At 45.7% G+C, this 20,003-nt stretch carries 21 protein-coding genes; 17 read left to right on the top strand and 4 right to left on the bottom strand.

Annotated elements, in window-relative coordinates; all coding sequences use genetic code 11:
• The first annotated feature begins 25 nt into the window (after positions 1-25).
• The 12 genes from NDA03_RS01300 to NDA03_RS01245 all read left to right on the top strand — a co-directional run bounded on the left by NDA03_RS01300 (position 26) and on the right by NDA03_RS01245 (position 9,975).
• The gene (locus NDA03_RS01300; protein WP_190413066.1) at positions 26-1,126 is read left to right on the top strand and encodes a DJ-1/PfpI/YhbO family deglycase/protease; all 1,101 of its coding nucleotides are present in this window, start codon (positions 26-28) and stop codon (positions 1,124-1,126) included.
• A gap of 97 nt (positions 1,127-1,223) precedes the next feature.
• Positions 1,224-2,099: an SDR family oxidoreductase gene (locus tag NDA03_RS01295; RefSeq protein ID WP_190536657.1), complete on the top strand. Its 876-nt coding sequence runs from the start codon at positions 1,224-1,226 to the stop codon at positions 2,097-2,099.
• Positions 2,100-2,159: 60 nt separating this feature from the next.
• A complete protein-coding gene (locus NDA03_RS01290) occupies positions 2,160-2,864 on the top strand; it encodes an SRPBCC family protein (protein ID WP_190413068.1) in 705 nt (234 codons plus the stop codon).
• An 89-nt stretch (positions 2,865-2,953) separates the two neighbouring features.
• Entirely contained in the window at positions 2,954-3,358 is a 405-nt protein-coding gene (locus NDA03_RS01285) for a hypothetical protein (RefSeq protein ID WP_348237060.1), read from the top strand.
• A gap of 129 nt (positions 3,359-3,487) precedes the next feature.
• A complete protein-coding gene (locus NDA03_RS01280; RefSeq protein ID WP_190413070.1) occupies positions 3,488-4,657 on the top strand; it encodes a zinc-dependent alcohol dehydrogenase in 1,170 nt (389 codons plus the stop codon).
• A gap of 65 nt (positions 4,658-4,722) precedes the next feature.
• On the top strand, positions 4,723-5,163 hold the full coding sequence (locus NDA03_RS01275) for a hypothetical protein (protein ID WP_190683808.1): 441 nt from the start codon (positions 4,723-4,725) through the stop codon (positions 5,161-5,163).
• 247 nt (positions 5,164-5,410) lie between these two features.
• Positions 5,411-6,580, top strand: coding sequence for a zinc-dependent alcohol dehydrogenase (locus NDA03_RS01270; protein ID WP_190413072.1), 1,170 nt, complete (start codon positions 5,411-5,413; stop codon positions 6,578-6,580).
• Positions 6,581-6,589: 9 nt separating this feature from the next.
• Positions 6,590-6,772, top strand: a complete 183-nt coding sequence (locus tag NDA03_RS01265) for a hypothetical protein (RefSeq protein WP_190413073.1) — start codon at positions 6,590-6,592, stop codon at positions 6,770-6,772.
• 239 nt (positions 6,773-7,011) lie between these two features.
• A complete protein-coding gene (locus NDA03_RS01260) occupies positions 7,012-8,169 on the top strand; it encodes an L-dopachrome tautomerase-related protein (protein WP_348237089.1) in 1,158 nt (385 codons plus the stop codon).
• Between the two features lie 40 nt (positions 8,170-8,209).
• Positions 8,210-8,551: a cupin domain-containing protein gene (locus NDA03_RS01255; RefSeq protein ID WP_190413074.1), complete on the top strand. Its 342-nt coding sequence runs from the start codon at positions 8,210-8,212 to the stop codon at positions 8,549-8,551.
• 342 nt (positions 8,552-8,893) lie between these two features.
• On the top strand, positions 8,894-9,769 hold the full coding sequence (locus NDA03_RS01250; protein ID WP_190413075.1) for a manganese catalase family protein: 876 nt from the start codon (positions 8,894-8,896) through the stop codon (positions 9,767-9,769).
• A 62-nt stretch (positions 9,770-9,831) separates the two neighbouring features.
• Positions 9,832-9,975, top strand: a complete 144-nt coding sequence (locus NDA03_RS01245; protein WP_190413076.1) for a hypothetical protein — start codon at positions 9,832-9,834, stop codon at positions 9,973-9,975.
• Here NDA03_RS01245 and NDA03_RS01240 read toward each other — a convergent pair.
• Complete coding sequence (locus tag NDA03_RS01240; protein ID WP_348237059.1) at positions 9,972-10,955, bottom strand: hypothetical protein; 984 nt, start codon at positions 10,953-10,955, stop codon at positions 9,972-9,974. The two genes, NDA03_RS01245 and NDA03_RS01240, sit on opposite strands and share 4 nt — an antisense overlap.
• 849 nt (positions 10,956-11,804) lie before the next feature.
• Here NDA03_RS01240 and NDA03_RS01235 point away from each other — a divergent pair.
• The 4 genes from NDA03_RS01235 to NDA03_RS01220 all read left to right on the top strand — a co-directional run bounded on the left by NDA03_RS01235 (position 11,805) and on the right by NDA03_RS01220 (position 15,289).
• The gene (locus NDA03_RS01235) at positions 11,805-13,532 is read left to right on the top strand and encodes an ATP-binding protein (RefSeq protein ID WP_348237058.1); all 1,728 of its coding nucleotides are present in this window, start codon (positions 11,805-11,807) and stop codon (positions 13,530-13,532) included.
• 191 nt (positions 13,533-13,723) lie between these two features.
• Complete coding sequence (locus NDA03_RS01230) at positions 13,724-13,930, top strand: hypothetical protein (protein ID WP_190413078.1); 207 nt, start codon at positions 13,724-13,726, stop codon at positions 13,928-13,930.
• A 295-nt stretch (positions 13,931-14,225) separates the two neighbouring features.
• Positions 14,226-14,630 (top strand): endonuclease domain-containing protein, encoded by a 405-nt coding sequence (locus tag NDA03_RS01225; protein WP_190525862.1) that lies wholly within the window; start codon positions 14,226-14,228, stop codon positions 14,628-14,630.
• Between the two features lie 392 nt (positions 14,631-15,022).
• Complete coding sequence (locus NDA03_RS01220; protein ID WP_190438627.1) at positions 15,023-15,289, top strand: hypothetical protein; 267 nt, start codon at positions 15,023-15,025, stop codon at positions 15,287-15,289.
• Positions 15,290-15,794: 505 nt separating this feature from the next.
• Here the strand turns inward: NDA03_RS01220 and NDA03_RS01215 are convergent.
• The gene (locus NDA03_RS01215) at positions 15,795-16,139 is read right to left on the bottom strand and encodes a helix-turn-helix transcriptional regulator (RefSeq protein WP_190438630.1); all 345 of its coding nucleotides are present in this window, start codon (positions 16,137-16,139) and stop codon (positions 15,795-15,797) included.
• A gap of 564 nt (positions 16,140-16,703) precedes the next feature.
• Between NDA03_RS01215 and NDA03_RS01210 the strand changes: the two genes are divergently transcribed.
• Positions 16,704-16,898, top strand: a complete 195-nt coding sequence (locus NDA03_RS01210; protein ID WP_190438634.1) for a hypothetical protein — start codon at positions 16,704-16,706, stop codon at positions 16,896-16,898.
• A gap of 173 nt (positions 16,899-17,071) precedes the next feature.
• Here the strand turns inward: NDA03_RS01210 and NDA03_RS01205 are convergent, their stop codons facing one another.
• Positions 17,072-18,370, bottom strand: coding sequence for a nucleotide disphospho-sugar-binding domain-containing protein (locus tag NDA03_RS01205; RefSeq protein WP_348237057.1), 1,299 nt, complete (start codon positions 18,368-18,370; stop codon positions 17,072-17,074).
• Positions 18,371-18,949: 579 nt separating this feature from the next.
• Complete coding sequence (locus tag NDA03_RS01200) at positions 18,950-19,693, bottom strand: DUF2993 domain-containing protein (protein WP_190985516.1); 744 nt, start codon at positions 19,691-19,693, stop codon at positions 18,950-18,952.
• Positions 19,694-20,003 lie beyond the last annotated feature (310 nt).

Here is a 20,003-nt window from a genome sequence, read left to right as displayed (position 1 = left end):
AAATTTTCATAAAAAAGGAGATTCCATGACACAGCAAAATAATAACGGCAGCAAGAAGCGAGTTGCCATCTTAATCGAAAATGGGGTTGAAGATTCTGAATTTCAAGTCCCTTATAAAGCCTTGCAAATGGCGGGAATGGAGGTCGTTGTCCTCGGTTCTCGGATGAACGAGAATTATGTCGGTAAACAAGGCAAATTGTCCCAGAAACCAGATGGCACCACGACAGAAGCCGTGGCTCTCGATTTCGATGCAGTCATTATCCCCGGCGGCATCGCTCCGGATATGATGCGGACGAACCCCAACACCGTCAACTTTGTAAAAGACGCATTCGAGCATGGGAAATTGGTGGCTGCCGTTTGCCACGGACCACAAGTTCTGATTGAAGCTGATTTGCTTAGAGGTAAGCAAGCGACGGGCTTCTTCTCTATCCGCACAGACATTATCAATGCCGGTGCCCATTACGTGGATGAGCCGGTCGTGGTTGACGGCAACCTGATCACCTCGCGTCAACCGGGTGATTTGGCAATTTTTACCACTGCAATTCTCAGCCGTCTCGGTTACGGTGGCAAAGAAGCTGCATTACCCCATGAAAGCGATATCACCGCTGAATGGTGGAAACTGGCTGATTCTTGGGGCGGTTCCACCAAGGGCGATATTGCCAAAGGTTTGAATACGGCGCTGGCTGGCGAACGTTATTCGCAAGAAGCGTTTGGGCAGTATGCCGAGAAAAGCACCGATGCAGAATTGACCTCGATGCTGCAAGACATGATCAAAAATAAGCAGCATCACATTCAAATGCTGGAAGAACGGCTGAATGCTCTGGGAGAAAGCCCCTCGATTCCGGCACAAGCTGCTGACAAATATGCCAAGTTCAAAGCTTCTCTGCAAGGCAGTGACGACACCGATCTTTTGCGTCGCAGCATGGGCGACTTGCAAACCGGCGTTGTCGATATTAACAACTTGCGGATGAAATTTACCGATCCGATTACTACCGCCATTCTCACCGAGATTGAAGTGGATTTGTCGAAGTACGAACAGTGTTTGGCGGCACTCTATAAATCTCGGATGGCAGGTCAGGAAGTCAAGCCTGCGAAGCCGACGACTGGTGTTTCCGTCAAGATGTAAGTTTTGAGTGCCAAGTAAGGTGGGCATTGCTCACCTTATTTAATTGCTAATCGCTTCAACACTCAAAACGTTTCTTAAGGAGATGTCCGGAATGAGCATGAGTAGAAAACTGGAAGGCAAAGTTGCCATTATCACGGGTGCAGGGACTGGAATCGGCGAAGCGATCGCGCACAAATTCGCCAAAGAAGGTGCCAAAGTCGTTGTCAATGGACTCCCTAGCGATCCGCTGGATGAAGTCGCACAAGCAATTCAGCACTATGGTGCAGAAGCGATCGCTTACGCGGGGGATATCTCGGAAGAATCCCACGCGAAAGCTTGTGTTCAAGCCGCTATTGACTATTACGGGCGTCTGGACATTTTGGTGAATAATGCGGGTGTCTTTTTAGTAACGGCGGAGACTCAAGACTACCCCATTGATGTTTTTGACCAGACGATCCGGATGAACATACGTTCCGCCTTCCTGATGACCAAGTACGCTCTACCGCACCTCCAAAAAACACGCGGAAACATTGTCTCTGCCGGGTCTGAGGCTGGTTTTAACGGACTGGCGCGAAACACCCCCTACGGGGGTACCAAAGGCTGGATGCATTCCTTTATGAAAGGTGTGGCGGTTGAGCAAGCGCAATATGGTGTTCGCGCGAACTGTGTCTGTCCCGGTGCCATTGATACCGCTTGGACGCACAAAGAAACCGGGCCGATGGATGCTCAGATGGAGAAAATGCTGATTAATGCAACTCCAATGGCTCGACGCGGCACGCCAGAGGAAATGGCAAACGTCTATGCCTTTATTGCTTCGGATGAAGCGAGTTACGTCACGGGGGCATTGTGGCTGGCAGATGGTGGCATCACAGTGGCGAAAGGAGCCATCGGCGAACAGACGCCAGAATCGTTGCGTGCTGAACCGCAAGGAGAACTGCGTCTAGATCATGCCAGAGAAGGGCTAGAACACAAACAAGTCCAAACGATTAGTTAAGCGCCTAAGAAATTAATATTACTCAGCAAATCATCAATTACCGTTTGAGGAAAACAGAACATGACATCCAAAGATATCGTCCCCAGCGGTCAGAATGAACCCAGCAATGTCGGCGATAAGGAGCGTTGGGGATCGTTACTCGGCGGCGGCGCACTTGTACTGATGGGTTTAAAGCAACGATCTCTTCGGGGAGCGTTAATGGCGATCGCGGGTGGTGGTCTAATTTATCACAGTGCGACCGCAGAAAAAGGTATCCAAGACACCATACAGGAAAAAGCAGGGATGAACCAAAGCATCAAAGTTGAAAAGACCGTCACGATCAATAAACCAGCAGATGAACTTTATCGCTTTTGGCATAATTTTGAAAACTTGCCTAATTTCATGAAGCATCTGAAATCGGTAACGGTCGTCAACGAGCGGCGATCGCACTGGGTTGCCAATGCGCCAATGGGTGCAAGTGTGGAATGGGATGCAGATATTATCAACGAGAAAGAAAACGAGTTAATCGCTTGGGCTTCAACAGAAGGAGCAGACGTTGAGAATGCAGGGTTTGTGCGCTTTTCACCTGCGCCTGCGAATCGGGGTACGGAAGTAAAAGTCGTCATTGAATATAACCCGCCGGGTGGTGCTGTCGGTGCTGCGATCGCTAAACTTTTCGGTGAAGAACCAGAACAGCAAGTTGGCGATGATTTGCGCCGTTTCAAAATGATTATGGAAGCGGGTGAAATTGCGACAACCGAAGGTCAACCTTCTGGAAGAAGTTAAGAATTTTATTTCGTGGGATTCTTAGTTAACAAGAGAGAAAACTGAAGAATAGGTTCTTCTCACAACAAAAATAAACAACGGAGATTGAAATGAATCAAGGAATTAATCGTTTGCGAAAAATTTGTTTGCGTTTGGCTAGTGTCGTTCTAGCAGCGATCGCATTTTTAGTAATTCCGACTTTTAGCTACAGCACATCGTTCCAAGCACAAGCTCAAACCCTGGTTGCTGACAACTTAGATTTTAATAAGACCAGCAACGCTCAGATCAAAAAAGCGATTGACATGGCTGAAGACCATGTTGGGGACAGAGATGGAATCGGCAATACTGGCTTGAAGAACCTCAAAAAGCTGGGAGAAAATATTCCCGAAACTGCCGATGTGATTGTCCGCCAAAGATTTGATAACGATCAACCTGGTGACGTGGGCGACCCAAGTATTGTTCAAGACAAAAATGAGCAGGGAGTCGCCAAGACTAAGAATCGGGCACCTAGATAATTCGGCTTTTCGCTCAATTCGGGTTGAGAAGTTAAGCGACTGACTGCATTACCTGAGACAGGGATGTGAGAAACCCCGTCCTGCGGATACACAAGGGCGGGGTAATTAATAAAAGGATAAACAACATCAATGAAAGCAGTATGTTGGTACGGTGCCACCGATGTGCGGGTTGAAACCGTACCCGATCCCAAAATTCTCAATCCGCGCGACGCCATTCTCAAAATTACTTCGACGGCAATTTGTGGCTCTGATTTGCATATTTATGACGGCTACATTCCGACGATGCAACCGGGTGACATTATTGGTCACGAATTCATGGGAGAAATCGTCGAAGTTGGTAGCAAAGTAACCAATTTGAAACCAGGCGATCGCGTTGTCGTTCCTTCCACTATCGGATGCGGTCACTGTCACTATTGCAACCATGATATGTGGTCGCTGTGCGACAACTCCAACCCGAACGCTTGGATGGAAGAAAAGCTCTTCGGTAACGTCACTTCGGCAATTTACGGTTACTCTCACTTATTCGGCGGCTATGCAGGCGCGCAAGCCGAATATATCCGCGTTCCCTTCGCGGACGTGGGTGTCGTCAAGGTTCCCGCAGAAATTCCCGACGAGAAATTATTGTTTATCTCCGATGCCATTCCCACCGGATTTATGGGCGCGGAGTTATGCGATATTCAGCCAGGAGATACTGTCGCTGTCTGGGGTTGCGGCGCTGTCGGACAATTCGCCATGATTAGCGCCTATATGCTGGGTGCCGAGAGAGTGATCGGCATCGACCGTTTTCCCGAACGTCTCCAAATGGCGAGGGAACACGCAAAAGCGGAAACGATTAACTACGAAGAAGTTGATGCTGGCGAAGCGCTGAAAGAAATGACTGGCGGACGGGGTCCAGACTGCTGTATTGACGCGGTGGGATTAGAAGCGCACGGCATGGGAGTTGAAGGAGTTTACGACAAAGCGAAGCAAGCAGTCCGGCTGGAAACAGACCGTCCCCACGTCCTGCGGCAAATGATGGTCGCTTGTCGTAAAGGCGGCACGCTCTCAATCATGGGTGTTTACGGTGGCTTTGTAGATAAACTGCCCTTTGGTGCTGCTTTCAACAAAGGCTTGACCTTCAGGATGGGGCAAATGCACGGGCAAAAGTATATGCAGATGTTGCTGGATAAAGTTTTGAAGGGAGAACTCGATCCATCCTTCGTCGTCACCCATCAGTTACCCCTAGAAGAAGCCAAGAATGGCTACGAAATGTTTAAGCACAAAGAAGATAAGTGTATCAAGGTTGTGCTGAAACCTTGAAGTCAGTAATTGGGAAGAAAAATTAACCGATTACGAATCATCAAATAATAAACTGGAGTGTTTTCATGAATCAAGTAATTTCTTTTCTACAAAGTATTCGTTTGCGCCAGATTGCTACTGCGTTTCTGGTAAGTGCTGCATTTTTGGTGATGCAAGCTTTTGGTTCCGGTACTCCTCTGCAAGCCCTTGCGAATAACACGACATTGACACCAGAAACCAATGCTTACCAAGTGCCAGGGTCTAATGGTTCGATCAATGCTAGGACTGAAACGCTAAAAGACCAGACTGAAGATACAGGCAGTAGTTTGTTGGATAAAATTGGAGATGCTGCTGAAAATGTCAAGGAAAAGCTGAATCTTGACGAGCCGACGCCTCCAAGTACCAAAAAGTTTTTCAATCAGATTCAAGATAAAGCTGATGATGTAGTTGGTAAGACAGTTCAAGGGACGCAGGAAGGTTTCAACGACGCGGCGAATAACCTGAGCAGCCCATCTTACTCAAAATAATCTGTAATCCAGCGTGCAAATTGTCCCCCCTTAACGAGGGGGGATAGTGGAACAACGGATAATATTTGCTTGACATTTCGCTCCTCCTAACCTCCTTAACCAGGAGAACTCGCAAAGAGAAAGATTTACCTAGGGTGTATGTGTAGTTATTAGTCATTAGTAAATTGTTCTTAGTAATTGATAATGACTAATAATGAATCGGAAATAACCCATAAATAATGACGAATGACTTAAGGAGAAAAATTTAATGAAAGCTGTTTGTTGGCATGGAAACAACGATGTGCGGGTAGATAATGTACCCGATCCAAAAATTCTTAACCCGCGCGATGCCATCGTCAAAATTACGTCAACAGCGATTTGCGGCTCCGATTTGCATATTTACGATGGTTTCATCCCGACCATGCAAGCGGGCGATATCCTCGGTCATGAATTTATGGGGGAAGTGGTTGAACTTGGCAGCGCCGTCAAGAATGTGAAAATAGGCGATCGCGTCGTTGTCCCTTTCACTATCGCCTGCGGTAACTGCCTATTCTGCAACCGCGATTTGTGGTCGCTGTGCGATAACTCCAACCCGAACGGCTGGATGGCTGAACAGATGTACGGTCATTCGCCATCAGGACTTTTCGGCTACTCCCACTTGTTCGGCGGCTATGCGGGAGGTCAAGCGGAGTATGCGCGGGTGCCTTTTGCCGATGTCGGTTTGTTCAAAATTCCCGATGGATTGACAGACGATCAGGTACTGTTCCTAACGGATATTTTCCCGACCGGCTACATGGCAGCGGAAAATTGCAACATTAAACCGGGTGATATTGTAGCTGTCTGGGGCTGCGGGCCAGTCGGACAGTTCGCAATCAAAAGTGCCTTCATGCTAGGTGCCCATCGCGTTATCGCTATCGACCGCATTCCCGAACGCTTACAAATGGCTAAAGAACAATGCGGGGCAGAAATTCTCAACTATGAAGAACTCGATGTCGGTGAAGCACTCAAAGAGATGACTGGCGGACGCGGACCAGATTCTTGTCTGGATGCCGTCGGCATGGAAGCACACGGTACCGGGCCGGATGCTTTCTACGATAAAGTCAAACAAGCCGTGCGAATGGAAACCGATCGCCCCACCGCCCTGAGGCAAGTCATTGTCGCTTGTAGCAAGGGCGGTCATGTATCGCTAGCGGGTGTTTACGGTGGATTCCTCGACAAGATTCCAATGGGCGCTGCTTTCAACAAAGGCTTGACGTTCAAGATGGGACAAACACACGTCCATAGATACTTGAAACCGTTGTTGGAACATATCCAAAATGGCGATATCGATCCCTCTTTCGTCATCACACACCGCTTGCCTTTAGAAGAGGCGAAACACGGTTACGAAATTTTCAAAAATAAAAAAGACAACTGCATCAAAGTTGTACTAAAACCATAAGGTCAAACTATGGAACTTGACCGCTCTGATCGGGGTGAAAACACCGTCAAGATTAATAATTTGCTTGCAGAAGTTTATCACTTGGTTGAAAAACTTGAACAAGAGGCAGAAGAAAATCGCCAGCGTTTCCAACAAGAGTTAGAAGCTGGCGAGATTCTTACTGCTGAAAGTCAATCTTTTGGACAGAAATAGGTGTTTTGTTAGTTCTGTGGTCGAGATGTCAATGGGTTGCGTCTCGTCAGTGAATTGAAACCATGAATGCCATCTAATATAAGAGGGGGTATCAGCAGTCTGCTAGGACGTCACGGCTGGACGTTGGCGTTGCAGGAGTGTTGACGAAGCATTCAGTCAGTAGTGCTGACACCGTGAAGTATCTGGAGAGAGACGTGGGAAAACTGGGTTGGCGATCGCTTCCAATTCTTTTAAGCCTTGTGGTGACAATTCCCTTTGCATCATCCGGTCGGGCGCTATCCGCACAAGAACCCACACAGAAACTTGTTGAGAAACCTGCTGAGAAAACGATTGGCAACATTGAATCAGTTGCCTCCTTTAATGGGCCGATGCTTACTGGCGTCACCGTGTCTCAGGACGGTCGAATTTTTGTGAACTTCCCTCGCTGGGGAGACAATGTAGAATTTACCGTTGCTGAGTTAAAAAACGGGACGGCGGTGCCTTATCCCAATGCCGAAATTAACCGCCCAAATCCCAGCAACCAAGCTGAATCGTTGATTTCGGTTCAAAGTGTCGTCGTCGATCCGCAAAACCGCCTGTGGATTTTAGATACCGGGAGTCCGCAATTTGCCCCCACTTCCTACGGGGGGCCAAAATTAATTGGGATTGACCTAAAGCAAAATCGGATTATCAAAACAATTCTATTTCCCCAGGATGTAGCGCTGCCAACGACTTACTTAAACGATGTCAGATTTGACTTGCGGCGCGGCAAAGCTGGAATGGCATTCATCACTGATTCTTCTAGTTCTGGGCCAAATGCAATTATTGTTGTAGACCTGGCTTCTGGCAAAAGCTGGCGACGGCTGAACAATCACCCCTCCACCAAAGCCGAACCAAATTTTTTGCCCAGCGTCGAAGGACAACCGTTGATGATGCGATCGCCTAATCAACCACCCAGCTATATCAAAGTAGGTGCAGACGGGATTGCGATTAGTGCTGATGGCGATCGCTTATTTTACTGCCCTCTGGCAGGTCGCCGTTTATACAGTGTCAGCGTTGATGCTTTAGCAAACGAGCAATTAACAGAGTCGCAAGTAGCAGCAACCGTGGTGGATCTCGGCGATAAAAGTGGTGCTTCAGATGGACTGGAATCAGATGCTGAAAACCGCGTTTACCTGACGAACTACGAACACAATTCCATTCTTCGCCGCCTACCGGATGGAATGTATGAAACGCTCGTTCACGATCCTCGCGTTTTGTGGCCCGATACGCTTTCTGTAGCATCAGACGGCTATCTCTATTTCACTGCCAATCAACTGCATCGCCAACCAAATTTTCATGGCGGCAGAGATTTAAGAGAAAAGCCCTACAGTCTATTCCGAGTCCGCATTGATGGGAATCCGATCTTGCTCCGCTAAGAGCATTTAAACAACATATCTCAACAAGGAAGCAGCAAATATGACAGATACAACTGTGATGAAAGTAGATTCTACCAATTCCCCCAAAGGGGAAATGGGTCAAAAGTATCTCGCATCAGGCAAAACCATCTCGATGCGCCTTTGGGAAAACGAGCAACCCAACGAACCAAAGGAACCAACTGCGCGAGAATATGAGACGGTTGGTTATGTCATCAACGGTCGCGCTGAATTGCACCTGGAAGGTCAAAGTATTTTGTTAGAACCCGGTAATTCTTGGACTGTACCAAAAGGTGCATCCCACACCTATAAAATTCTGGAGCCTTTCACGGCAGTTGAGGCAACTTCTCCACCCGCCCAAGTTCACGGGCGCGACGAAGCTTAATCCGACATGAATTAAGCAAAAATACTTAAATACTGCTAATAAAAAAACCGTCTTTTTGATGAAGACGGTTTTTTTATTAACACAAACTTTTAAGAATGAACTTGATACAAAATAATTGGTAATTCGTCATTAAATAGGCACATAAATCAAGAATAAATTTACCAAAATAAACTTAAAACTGTCCTTCTACAGGAAGAGGCAAGACCTTGATTTAAATAGTTTCCTATAGGAGTAGAGAGCATAAGTTTTGCAATTGAAATTTCGATATTTAGCAAATTGCTAAATATCAATTTGCACCATTTTTCTGTTGTTCTGATAGTAAAAAGAATTCGGAGTTTTTGAATGTTTTACCATAAAAAGCAACTTCAGTATTTCACTCCGCCACAAAACCCCGATCCGGTCTACGCCATGAAGATTCAGGAACTCATCGGCGGCACTTTTGGCGAGATGACCGTGATGATGCAGTACCTATTTCAGGGATGGAACTGTCGAGGGCCTGCTAAGTACCGCGATATGCTACTGGACATTGGTACCGAAGAAATCGGTCACGTTGAGATGCTTGCCACGATGATCGCCCATCTGCTGGACAAAGCGCCTCTAAAAGTCCAAGAGGAAGGTGCCGCAGATCGGCTAGTCGGCGCGGTTATGGGCGGTTCTAACGTGCGGAATGAGATTATGGCAGCAGCGATGAACCCGCAGCACGCTATTGTCTCCGGCTTGGGTGCGACGCCCTCTGACAGCGTTGGCTACCCTTGGAACGGTCGCTTTATCGTCGCCAGCGGTAATTTGTTAGCAGATTTCCGCTCTAATCTCCACGCCGAGTCGCAAGGTCGCTTGCAGGCAGTGCGAATGTATGAAATGTCAGACGACCCAGGCGTGAAAGATACCTTGAGTTTCATGATCGCCCGCGACACCATGCACCAAAACCAGTGGTTGGCAGCGATTGAGGATATCGTAGACTCCGGACTGGACGACACTCCGGTTCCGAGTTCCTTCCCACTGGAATTGGAGAAGCGGGAGTATGCCTATCAGTTCTGGAATCACTCTGACGGTACTGAAAGTGCTGAAGGACGTTGGGCGAAAGGCAAATCAATGGACGGCAAAGGCGAGTTTGAGTATGTAGAGAATCCACAACCGTTAGGACCAGAACCGACACCTCCGCCTGCTGAACCAAAGTTGCACGGTACCCCAGGTTTTGAAAAGGCACGACACACCTAATAAATAACTGCTGAGAATTAGTTCGCCTGCGTGTTGGCTAATTCTCAACCAAAACCTAATCGATGCTATTGCAGCAAGGTATCAACACACCTGTATTTTTGCAGGTGTGTAACGCGATCGCTCTCTACGCCACCCTACTTGATGGAGAGCGATCGCTTCCTACTTTTTTTCGCTCAAGCGATCGCTCTCTACCCCACCATATTTAAAAGCTGTACGCAGTGTTTGACAGGCTCACCTTCTGCTCTGGCAAAGTCGTCCGGGTTTTCACTCTTTCGCTGTCCTGGTGCCGGATTATCTTTTCCAGTTTCAGGTCGCCATATTTAGCATAGAGCTGTTTGATCTCTTCATTCATCTGGTCGCACTCGGTTTGTAGCCGCTGATTTTGATGGCGTAGCTGTTGAATCGCTTCCTTATGTTCTTGACAAGCTATTAGGTAAGTTTGGCGAGAGTTCGCCAGTTCATCCTGTAGCCGTTGATTTTCCTGTTTTAGCTGCTCTAATTCCTTGGATTCAACCAAGATTTTCAAATGAACTTCTTTGGGAGCGCTTTGTTGAGTGCAAATACTTTGATTCTTCTCAAGCTCTAGCCGAGAATTTGCCAGTTCATCTTGTAACTGCTGATTTTCCTGTCTCAGCTGCTCCAATTCTGTTAAATGAACCTCTTTGGCAGCACTTTGTTGAGTGCAAATACTTTGATTCTTCTCAAGCTCTAGGCGAGAGTTTGTTAGTTCGTCCTGTAACCGCTGAATTTCCTGTTTCAGATGGTGTACTTCCTGAGATTCACCAGGCAAATTTAAATGGACTTCTTGTATATAACTTTGCTGGCTGGAAGGACTATCATTTTTCGCAGTTTGTAGCAATTGCAACCCAATTTCTCTGAGTCGCACCAACGTTAAATCTTTACTAAGCCCGATGTAACAGTGATATAGTTCGCCATTTACTTTCTTGTAGGCGTACCAAAAATCTCCATCGGTTTTAGTTTCTTTGCTAGCGATGAAATCAGATGTACGTTGATCGACTGGCTCAAATTTAAATGACTTAGAACTTGGTAAATTTAGCCATTGGAACCATTGCTCAGAATCCAGATGAATGTCTTCAAGTCGTTCACCCCGTCGTGGATCTTCTACCCAAAATTCTAATGTTGCCCTCTCGGTGAATGACCAAACCTTTGGTGTTTTAGCCGCCATGATTAAGTTACACAGATAAATTATTCGCAAAAGTAACAAGTTTCAGCATTTTCCCTGGTATCCCATGTAACTTTTCTTCTATTAGAGGTTAAAATTTTACGGTATCGCTGTTCCGATAAACGTATTGTTACTGAACCTCTTCAATGCACCCTACTTGTTTTCTAAGTAAATATACAAGGAATTTTCACTGATGAAGATTTTTTAATATTAAGTTTATACAATCTTTAAAATAGTCAGGAGTATTCTTGACACAATCTTCATAATTAGGAGCAGCCTGTAAGTTACTAAGGACAAGCTGCTATGTCTAGACTTGCAGGTATGCAAGCCCAAAAAAGAATCCCTCTTTTGGAGGAGAGAGGTGAAACGGCTGACTAACAAATTCCCTATGGATTGGGTTGAGGTGCGTGTAACCCAAATGCAGCAAACGCTCGCTTTGTTTTTTCTCTCACACAGAGCCAACCTACGGCTGCTAGGTTGTCCCATAAGCGCTTGATACGAGTACAAGCGTGGGATGAAAGCTGGATTTTCTAAAAGAATTCCGTGGAATTCTTATTCGGAAAAGTTGCACATCGCGTTAGTTTAATTAAAAAAATCTAGCTGAATCTCTAGATTAGATGTTTTGGCATTTTCTGCTGGATTAAAAATTACCAAATCTCAGCTTTTTTTGCCTCGAAGGGGACTCTCTATCCCTAAAAATTAATTCAACTACTTAAATAATTTAAATTTCAGCCTAAAGATAGGTGAAGAAAAACCTTATGAGCTGCAACTGTGAGAAGAGTTCTAAAAAACCGACCGCGACTCGATCCCAGCTCCTTCTCTAGAGTGAGACTCGATGGTAATGCTCCCCCTATGAAAGAGGAAGATAAAACTAAAAGTGAACTCATCGCTGAATTAGTAGCGCTCCGCCAACGAGTTGCGGAGTTAGAGAAACGAGAGAATCAATATCAGCACTCAGAGAAGGCTTTGCGGTTAAACGAAGAGCGCTTCCTGATGTTGCTGGAAAATATGAAAGACTATGCAATTTTTTTCCTCGATCCCGACGGACGTGTTATCAAGTGGGGAGCAGGGGCAGAAAGCATTTTAGGCTATCAGGAAGCAGAGATTTTGGGCAAATCTGGCTCCATAATTTTTACACCTGAAGACTGCGATCGCGGCGAAGACAGGAAAGAACGGGTAAAGGCATTAACGGAAGGTCGGGCTGAGAACGAACGCTGGCACGTCCGGAAGGATGGCAGCCGTTTCTGGGGCAGTGGCATTGTCACGTCTTTACGCGATGAGAGCGGACAGGTGCAAGGGTTGGCTAAAATCATGCGCGACTTCACGGATCGCAAGCAAGCTGAAGAGGAACGTACTCGGTTACTTGCCCGCGCACAGGAGGCACGCACCCAGGCTGAATCAGCCAACCGGATGAAAGACGAGTTCCTGGCGACTCTTTCTCACGAACTGCGATCGCCCCTCAATGCGATGCTGGGGTGGACGACTCTTCTCCGTACCCGAAAATTTGACGCGGCGACGACCGCTCGTGCTATCGAAACGATTGAGCGAAATGCCAAGGCGCAAGCACGTTTGATTGAGGATCTGCTGGATGTTTCGCGGATTATTCGAGGTCAACTCCGCCTCACAGTTCGCTCAATGGAACTGATTCCAGTCATTGAGTCAGCCATCAATACGGTACGTCCAGCAGCAGATGCGAAGAACATTCAAGTTCATCTGTTGGTGGATACTTTTGTGGGTTTAATTTCAGGAGATCCAGACCGCTTGCAGCAAATAATCTGGAATCTGCTCACCAACGCGATTAAGTTCACGCCCGAAGGCGGACGAGTTGAAGTTTACCTTCAAGGCGATCGCTCCCACGCCGAGATTTCAGTTAGGGATACGGGTGAGGGCATCAGTCCTGACTTTCTGCCTTACGTGTTTGACCGCTTTCGCCAAGCTGATAACTCTATCACCAGGTCTTATACAGGATTAGGGCTGGGATTGGCAATTGTCCGCCACTTGGTGGAACTACACGGAGGAACCGTGCGTGCTGAGAGTCCCGGAGAGGGGCAAGGGTCAACATTTATCGTGAAGTTGCCGCTTCTCAACAGTGCTGGGGTGAAAAAGAGGACTGAGGAAGAGGAATCTTTATGCAGTTCTCAATCTTCAGCACTCAATCCTCAAGAAAGTCCTCCCACCCTTTGGGAAAGTCCTCTTGATGGCTTGCAGATCCTTGTTGTTGATGATGAAGCTGATGCCCGTGAGTTGCTCAAGAGCATCCTAGAACAGTATGGAGCAGAAGCGATCGCTGCCGCCTCAGCCGAGGAAGCGATCGCAACTATCCAACAGTCAAAGCCAGATTTACTCATCAGTGACATTGGGATGCCAAATGAGGACGGCTACAGTCTAATTCGCCGGGTGAGGGCGCTAGAGGCGGAAAAAGGACAAATTCCATCTGTGGCGTTGACGGCTTATGTTAGAGTAGACGACCAAAAAGCAGCCCTTTCGGCAGGTTTTCAATCTCATGTCGCTAAACCCATTGACCCTACTGAGTTAATTGCGGTCGTCGCCTCCCTTGTCGGACGGACTGGAAATGTCTAATTTCATCGCTAGCAACAAAATTTTTAAATACCCAAAATACCAAAACCGGGCGTAAGCGTATGGTATGGGATAGGAGCAAAGACGTTATACCATCACGGATGCGACTTCGGATATAAGCAAGGAGAGGGACGTAAATTCATCCTAAATTTTGCTTTCTTTAAAATGGTTCAGCCATTAGGAGAAACTTTTAAATGAAAGAAAATAGGATTACTCGAAAGCATCTGGTTTATAGTCTGCTAACGGGTCTGCTGATCGGCGCGATCGCTGGTACACCGATCGGCTGGTTTACTCACCGAGCCTATGCTGAGCAACGTTTGGCTAAGAATTTAATTTGCCGAGAGCAACATCGAAATGAGCCTGTAGCGGTTGTGGAATCTATCTGCGGCTCAAGATTCTAAGTTTTTTAATAATTGTCTTCGTGGGTGCGATCGCGCCCTTTTTTATTGCATCTAAAAGGATGCGATCGCATCCTGCCAATTTTGGCAGATTTAGATTTTTGCAGAGGATGCGATCGCCTACAATAATCAGTTAACAGATTTATAGCGGTTCTCGGTTATGTGAGGTACATTCTCAAAACTGGAAAGCTTGATAATAGTGAATTTTTGCGTACCTCACTCCTGTAAAAAACGCTATACCTAAAGTTAATTATTATTAACCCCCCTTTTTAAGGGGGGCAGGGGGGATCAAATCTATATGGCTAGCGAGCAAAACCTCAATAAAACAGATTTTCATCTACCCTACAATCCACAACTTGTACCACGAGCAAAAGAACTCCGCCAAAACATGACGCAAGCCGAGAAAAAACTTTGGTACGGCTACTTGAAAACTTTTAAGTTTCGGGTTTTGAGGCAGAGACCAATTGGTAACTTTATTGTTGATTTTTACTGTGCTGAGTTGAAGTTAGTTATAGAAGTTGATGGAAATAGTCATTTTACAGAGGAAGGGCAAAATTATGACATGGAAAGAACACAAGTATTAGAAGGCTATGGGCTGAAAGTGATGAGATTTAATAATAGTGAAGTGCTGAGTAATTTGGAAGGTGTCTGTGGGCAGATAGAGGGGTTGATCCCCCCAACCCCCCTTAATAAGGGGGCTTAAGAGTCTAAGGAGTTGAGAGATCGAGCAATATTTTAGTAATCATACTTATTAATGTTGACTTATAAGCAAGCGCCAAGGGAATCTCTCAAAATAGCGATTGCATCTGGGATTAGCCTATTTGAAGAGAATGCAATTGCTTGAAACAGCTAACCTATACCAGATTCTCTAGATTGTAGTTTTCAAGTTCTATTCATTGCCAATTGCCCGAAGTAATGAACGAAAGTGAAAGTCTCAATCAATGTGTAATATAGCAATTCGTGTCTAAGTTGTAAAATTCTCTTTTTTCTTTCTGGCTTGCCCTGGGACGTCTGGAGTGGTTCGTTTTTGAACGAATCAAATAGGATTGCTATAATTAAACTATTACAGCTATATTGTTTTTTGGAGAATATTTAATGCAAGGTAGTAATAAAAATCACCCCCTAAGCGAAACTTATTTGAGGCAAGAACGTGAAAGAACCAATGTAAGCATTGAGATTGACGGGTATCCTAAAGATTCATGGGAAGCTCTAAAGTCTGTAGTTCTTCAAAGCTCTCCTTCTAACAATACAATATTTGAAGTTTTAGATAATAATAAGCAAGTAATAAAAGAATTTCCAAGCGCTCAAGCAGCCAGAGAATGGTTAAGTCAAAATAGATACATCAAAATAGATACATTTTAAAGTAGTGTATTAAGGTAGGAGGATGTTTGAAAAGTGCTTTTTTAGCGTTATCAGGTTAAATATCCTCTAAATCCCCTTTTTAGGGGGTATTTTAAATGTTTTACCCCTTTTTAAGGGGACTAGGATAGATATTTTTTCAAACATACTCTAACAATGGATACTTGCGAGAAATTATTTTCAAGTATTGGGGCAATTTTTAGTTAAAGATTTAACATTTTTTACTAAGCTAAAACATCATAATTTACTGGCTTAAGCAAGTTGCCTAAGCAGTTTTTTATCGCCTCTTCCTCAAGCTTACCTTTTGCTCTAATTAATTGTTGCAAAGATGTCTACGATACTAACAAAGTGCGATCGCATTCTCCCCTTCACCACTGCAATGCGATCGCCTAATCTTCTTCTGAGTGCGATCGCTACCTTATCAACGAGTTAGGCAAATCGTCCAAACTCTTGTTAACTTTCGCCTTCTGGTTAAAACTAGCCCAGTATCGAAGAGCAACTGACCGCTTCAGTCTCCGATGTTTGGGTTCCAAGCTTCCGTACCAATCAGCAGCAAATCTTCCAGCGTCAGAGTACGATTCTCAGTTGGGTGTTCGGGTTTAAGAACGTCTAAGAGTATCCACAAAATATCAGGTGCTGGTTTATTCAGGTTTCCATTCTCGATTCTCGAAATGGCTGCAATGCTCACCCCAAGAACCTTAGGCAATGGCTCTCCCAACCCTTCATAGAAGCGAGCCTCATACTCCTTCGTCTGTTCGCTCAACTTGTGGACACTCAAGCCTTTCGCTTCCCGACAGGCTCGTAAGAAGTTGCCCATCTGCCGCAGCCCTTCATCCGTAAACCTTCGTCTCAACGACTCTCTCTTCCTTCTTACAGGTAAAACCGCTAGTAATCGTCTTTACTGCCTAAAACTAAGCTATCATGCCCTACTTTGCGACTATTCGTTTCAAGTTAGTAACTTGAATCATTTTATGTTACAATGTATAAAGAGGGTTCAATTTTTAACCTTCCAGTAATCCCCCAACAAAGTCATATTTCCAGCTCATAGCTGCCGGAAATAAAGCTGGATGAGTACTGTTTGTGCTAGCGACAAGGCTCGCACGCCTGTACCCATCTACCCAATCAAATATCTATGAACAAATCCAAAGCAACAGAAGCACTGCGAGTAGCACCGGGAATTGCTGCCATCAAAGCAGCACTGAACCAAAGGGGCGATCGCACCTGCTTTCCTCCATAAATAGCCCATCTGGACTGTCTGGGTTACAGATAAAACACCAATACTAGCTGGCATTTCAGCGCACTCCCATTCACAGATGGGGACTGCACTCGCAAAAGAACGATAGCGATCGCCACACCCTTATCGCCATCCTTCAAAGCACATTCATCAAAAAACCCTAGGTATCATCGGGAAAATTTTATGACCTACTTTAACCAGCTTCACCCTTGGTGCCTAATGCGTCGCGTACCCAAGTTGCAATCCTCGGTTGTTGCTCGTTTTCGCCGCCGCTGTGACGCAGAAGCCCATCAGCGAGTCCTCCAACGCTTGGGTTCAACCGAAAGCTACAACATCGTTTTCGACGTGGCAGCAAAAGCTGCCGAAGTTACGACCTAAATAAAATCACCTCAAAAAACTCTCATCATCACTTCAGTTGATGTATAGAGTTTTATTTTGCTAACAGGATAGAACGCTGGCGTTCTATCCTGTTTTTTCATTAGAGGATTAGCCAACCATCACCGAAGCAGAGTCGCGGCGGACAATTCACTTGATAATTCACTTGATAGAGTTCACGCAACACTCCTAGATACACTGGACGTTAATTGCGGCACTGGATGCTTGAACCCGACAGCCTGCTCAACAACATCAGCAGCTCGCTTCACGCCGCCTGATTGACGGATAGCCTGTTGGAGCCGAAATGCATTATTTGAGTAAGAATCCTCCGTAAGCACTCGTTGAATCGCGCCTCGCAACTTAGAAATGCTCAGACCGTCTGAAGGAACCACCTCACCCGTACCTGTCCATTGGATTCGCGCTCCAGTTCCTGGCTGTTCATAGGTGATGGGGATGGCAACCAGAGGAACCCCGTGGCTGAGCGAATCGAGTACTGTGTTCAGTCCCCCGTGCGTGATGGTTAACCTTGCTTTAGAAATCAATTCCATCTGAGGGGCATACTCTACAACCAGCGGCGAACCGGGCATCCTTTCAACCGCTTCTACATTCATCCCACCTCCATAAGAGAGAACCAGTTGAACATCCAGTCCAACGCAAGCTTCTGCAATGCAGGAGAAAATTTTCTGTTTGGTACTCTGCACAGTCCCCAGCGAAGCGTAAATTAGGGGCTGTCCGGTCAACCGTTCATAGGGAAAGGGAATTGTTCGCGGTGACGCATTACGGAATGGCCCAGTGTAATAGAAGTTTTCTGGCAGGTTGGCGCAGGGAAAATCAAAAGCAGCAGGCTGTTGACTGATGTGGGCAAGTCGAGAACAGGAGAGACTGAAGCCTTGTTTCAGGGGCAACTTCCACGCTGCGCGATACTCATTTAGAGCTTTCTGAATCGGCTCGCTATTGCGATCTAATAGGTAATAAGCAGCTAGATTGCGAAGACGCGCCCACCAGGTATTCTGGTAGCTCCAGCCCATAAAAAAGGGGGGAACATCTGCCTGTCGGCGGATAGCTTGGGCGCAGCACACAGTAATAAAAGGGATATTGAGGGATTCAGCTACAACTTCACCCGCTGGTTCAAGCTGATCCACCAGCAGTGCTTCAATCCCCGCCGCTTGAATGGCATCGGGGGCATCTTGGCAAAACATTTCACTCACCTGCTGGCACAAGGTGACTGAATAACGGAGTGACTCTAGACGGCTCAATTGAGCGAGTTGCGCGAAGGACTCCGCAAGAAATCCGGGTCGATAAATCCCCTGCCCAATCGGATAAAAGTTTAGCCCTTCTGAGCGTACAGATGCCTCTAGATCCGGTATTTGCAGGAAAGTGACGCGATGACCGCGTTGTTGCAATTCTCGTCCCAACGCTGCCAAGGGGTTCAAATGACCTGAAAAAGGCGGGCAAATTACACCAAAGTGAGTCATGGGTCGGCTTAGATAGAGTTTTAACAATGAAGCGGTCTATTTAAAGCTCCTGCAAGCACGCCACGCATAAGGCTCAGACCCTATCCTCATAAAGCGGAGGTAATCTTACTTATTAGCAAGCAATCCTGCTTCTTTTTAGGAAACCCACGGTATGAACGCACTTCTTTTAAGCCTTGTAAGCAAAGACAAGTTCCTGATATCTCTACTGAGGGTTTTGGTTTTAGGTCAGCGTTATCCAGTCAGGGAAAAATACAAAAAGTAATCAACATAAGTAAGCCTCAAGAGCAACCAGTCGGTTAACTGATGATGCTACTTAGGAGATTAAAATCATAAGACTGGGAGCTTCTAAACCAAAATCAATAACAGGAGCGCAGACCCGGATAAAATAGACCTATTGGCTTCGGGTATTAAAAAATTCAGAGAAATAATCCCTTGTTAGCCTGTTAGTAACTAAAGTACCTGCTACTAATTCACTTCTACTTCTAGCTAAAGAATGGTAGTCCTGTTAAGTTAAATTGTAACTTTAAACACTAAAATTATTTGTAAACAAAAATTTACTCAAACTTGTGTAATGTCAGCTTAAGAGGAAGGAATCTGCTCAATATTAATGGTGGCTTGCAAAGTTAACTTACCTGCCACTACATCAATCTGCTGAAATTGCCGTGACATCCCTTTTTTGTCAAAGTCACGCAGGCTTAAAACTTCGCTCACTTGTGCGACCAAAACATCTGTTAGTTGTGGTGGGAGTTCCTTCCCCTCTAAATAATTCACATCTTGGAGGACAATTTCTTGCCCATTAGCTCCGATACGAGGTGTAGCTGTGAAGGCAAGTTGCTGAACTTGTCCAGTTTTATCCAGAATTAGCTCGGACTTCAAAGCTATATTGCCGTCTGCTAGTAGAGAAAAGTTTACTTTTTGGATATGAATTGATAGTTTTCTATTCTCAATAAAAATTTTGCTTTGGTGCAGATGTTTCTGAAAAGATTCAGAATTGAAGGCATGGGTAAGATTCTCTTCACTGATAACAACGCGAAGTGTTCCTTGAGAAGGCTTGGTTAATTTGATTTTGCCGATTAGGGCAAGACGAGGTTTGACACTAATCCGATTAATTTCTATTTGTAATTCTTCCGAGGGCAAAAACTTTTGTATAATTAGACCATTGATATTAATAGCGATAAAATCAACTTCACCACGGGAAAGTTTGCTTAGATCCGTCTTGATCTGAACTTTTAATTCTTCTACTATTCCCAGTTGGCTTGCCAGCGCCATTTCTGCTAGCTTGTTAAGCGTTTGTTCTCCCAATCCAGCTTTATCTGGGGTCACGCTACTTCTCCTATTGCCCTATCACTGCTCAATCTAGGCAATTTGCTTAAAAGAGTGTATCTACCTGATGGCAGAAGCAATGCTAGGACTACAGTTTTAGATAGCGAATAAACCGCTAAAGTGGTGATTATTGGGTTATTGAGACTTTTTAGAAATTCAATTTAATCGTAGATTGCGGGAGCAGTAAAATTTTAGGAATCAGGTCTATTTGTAACCTTCCTGCCGCTGTCAAAAATTGTGACAGCAGCAGTGGAAAGCCCACGAACTGCGGCAAGGAGGGGCTTTCCACTGCTGACAAAATCATCCTGGG

It is taken from the genome of Trichocoleus sp. Lan (genome assembly GCF_039961855.1).
Classification (GTDB): Bacteria; Cyanobacteriota; Cyanobacteriia; order Cyanobacteriales; family FACHB-T130; genus FACHB-T130.
The sequence above is the reverse complement of the archived record's forward strand: the minus strand, read 5'-3'. Positions and strand labels throughout refer to the sequence as shown.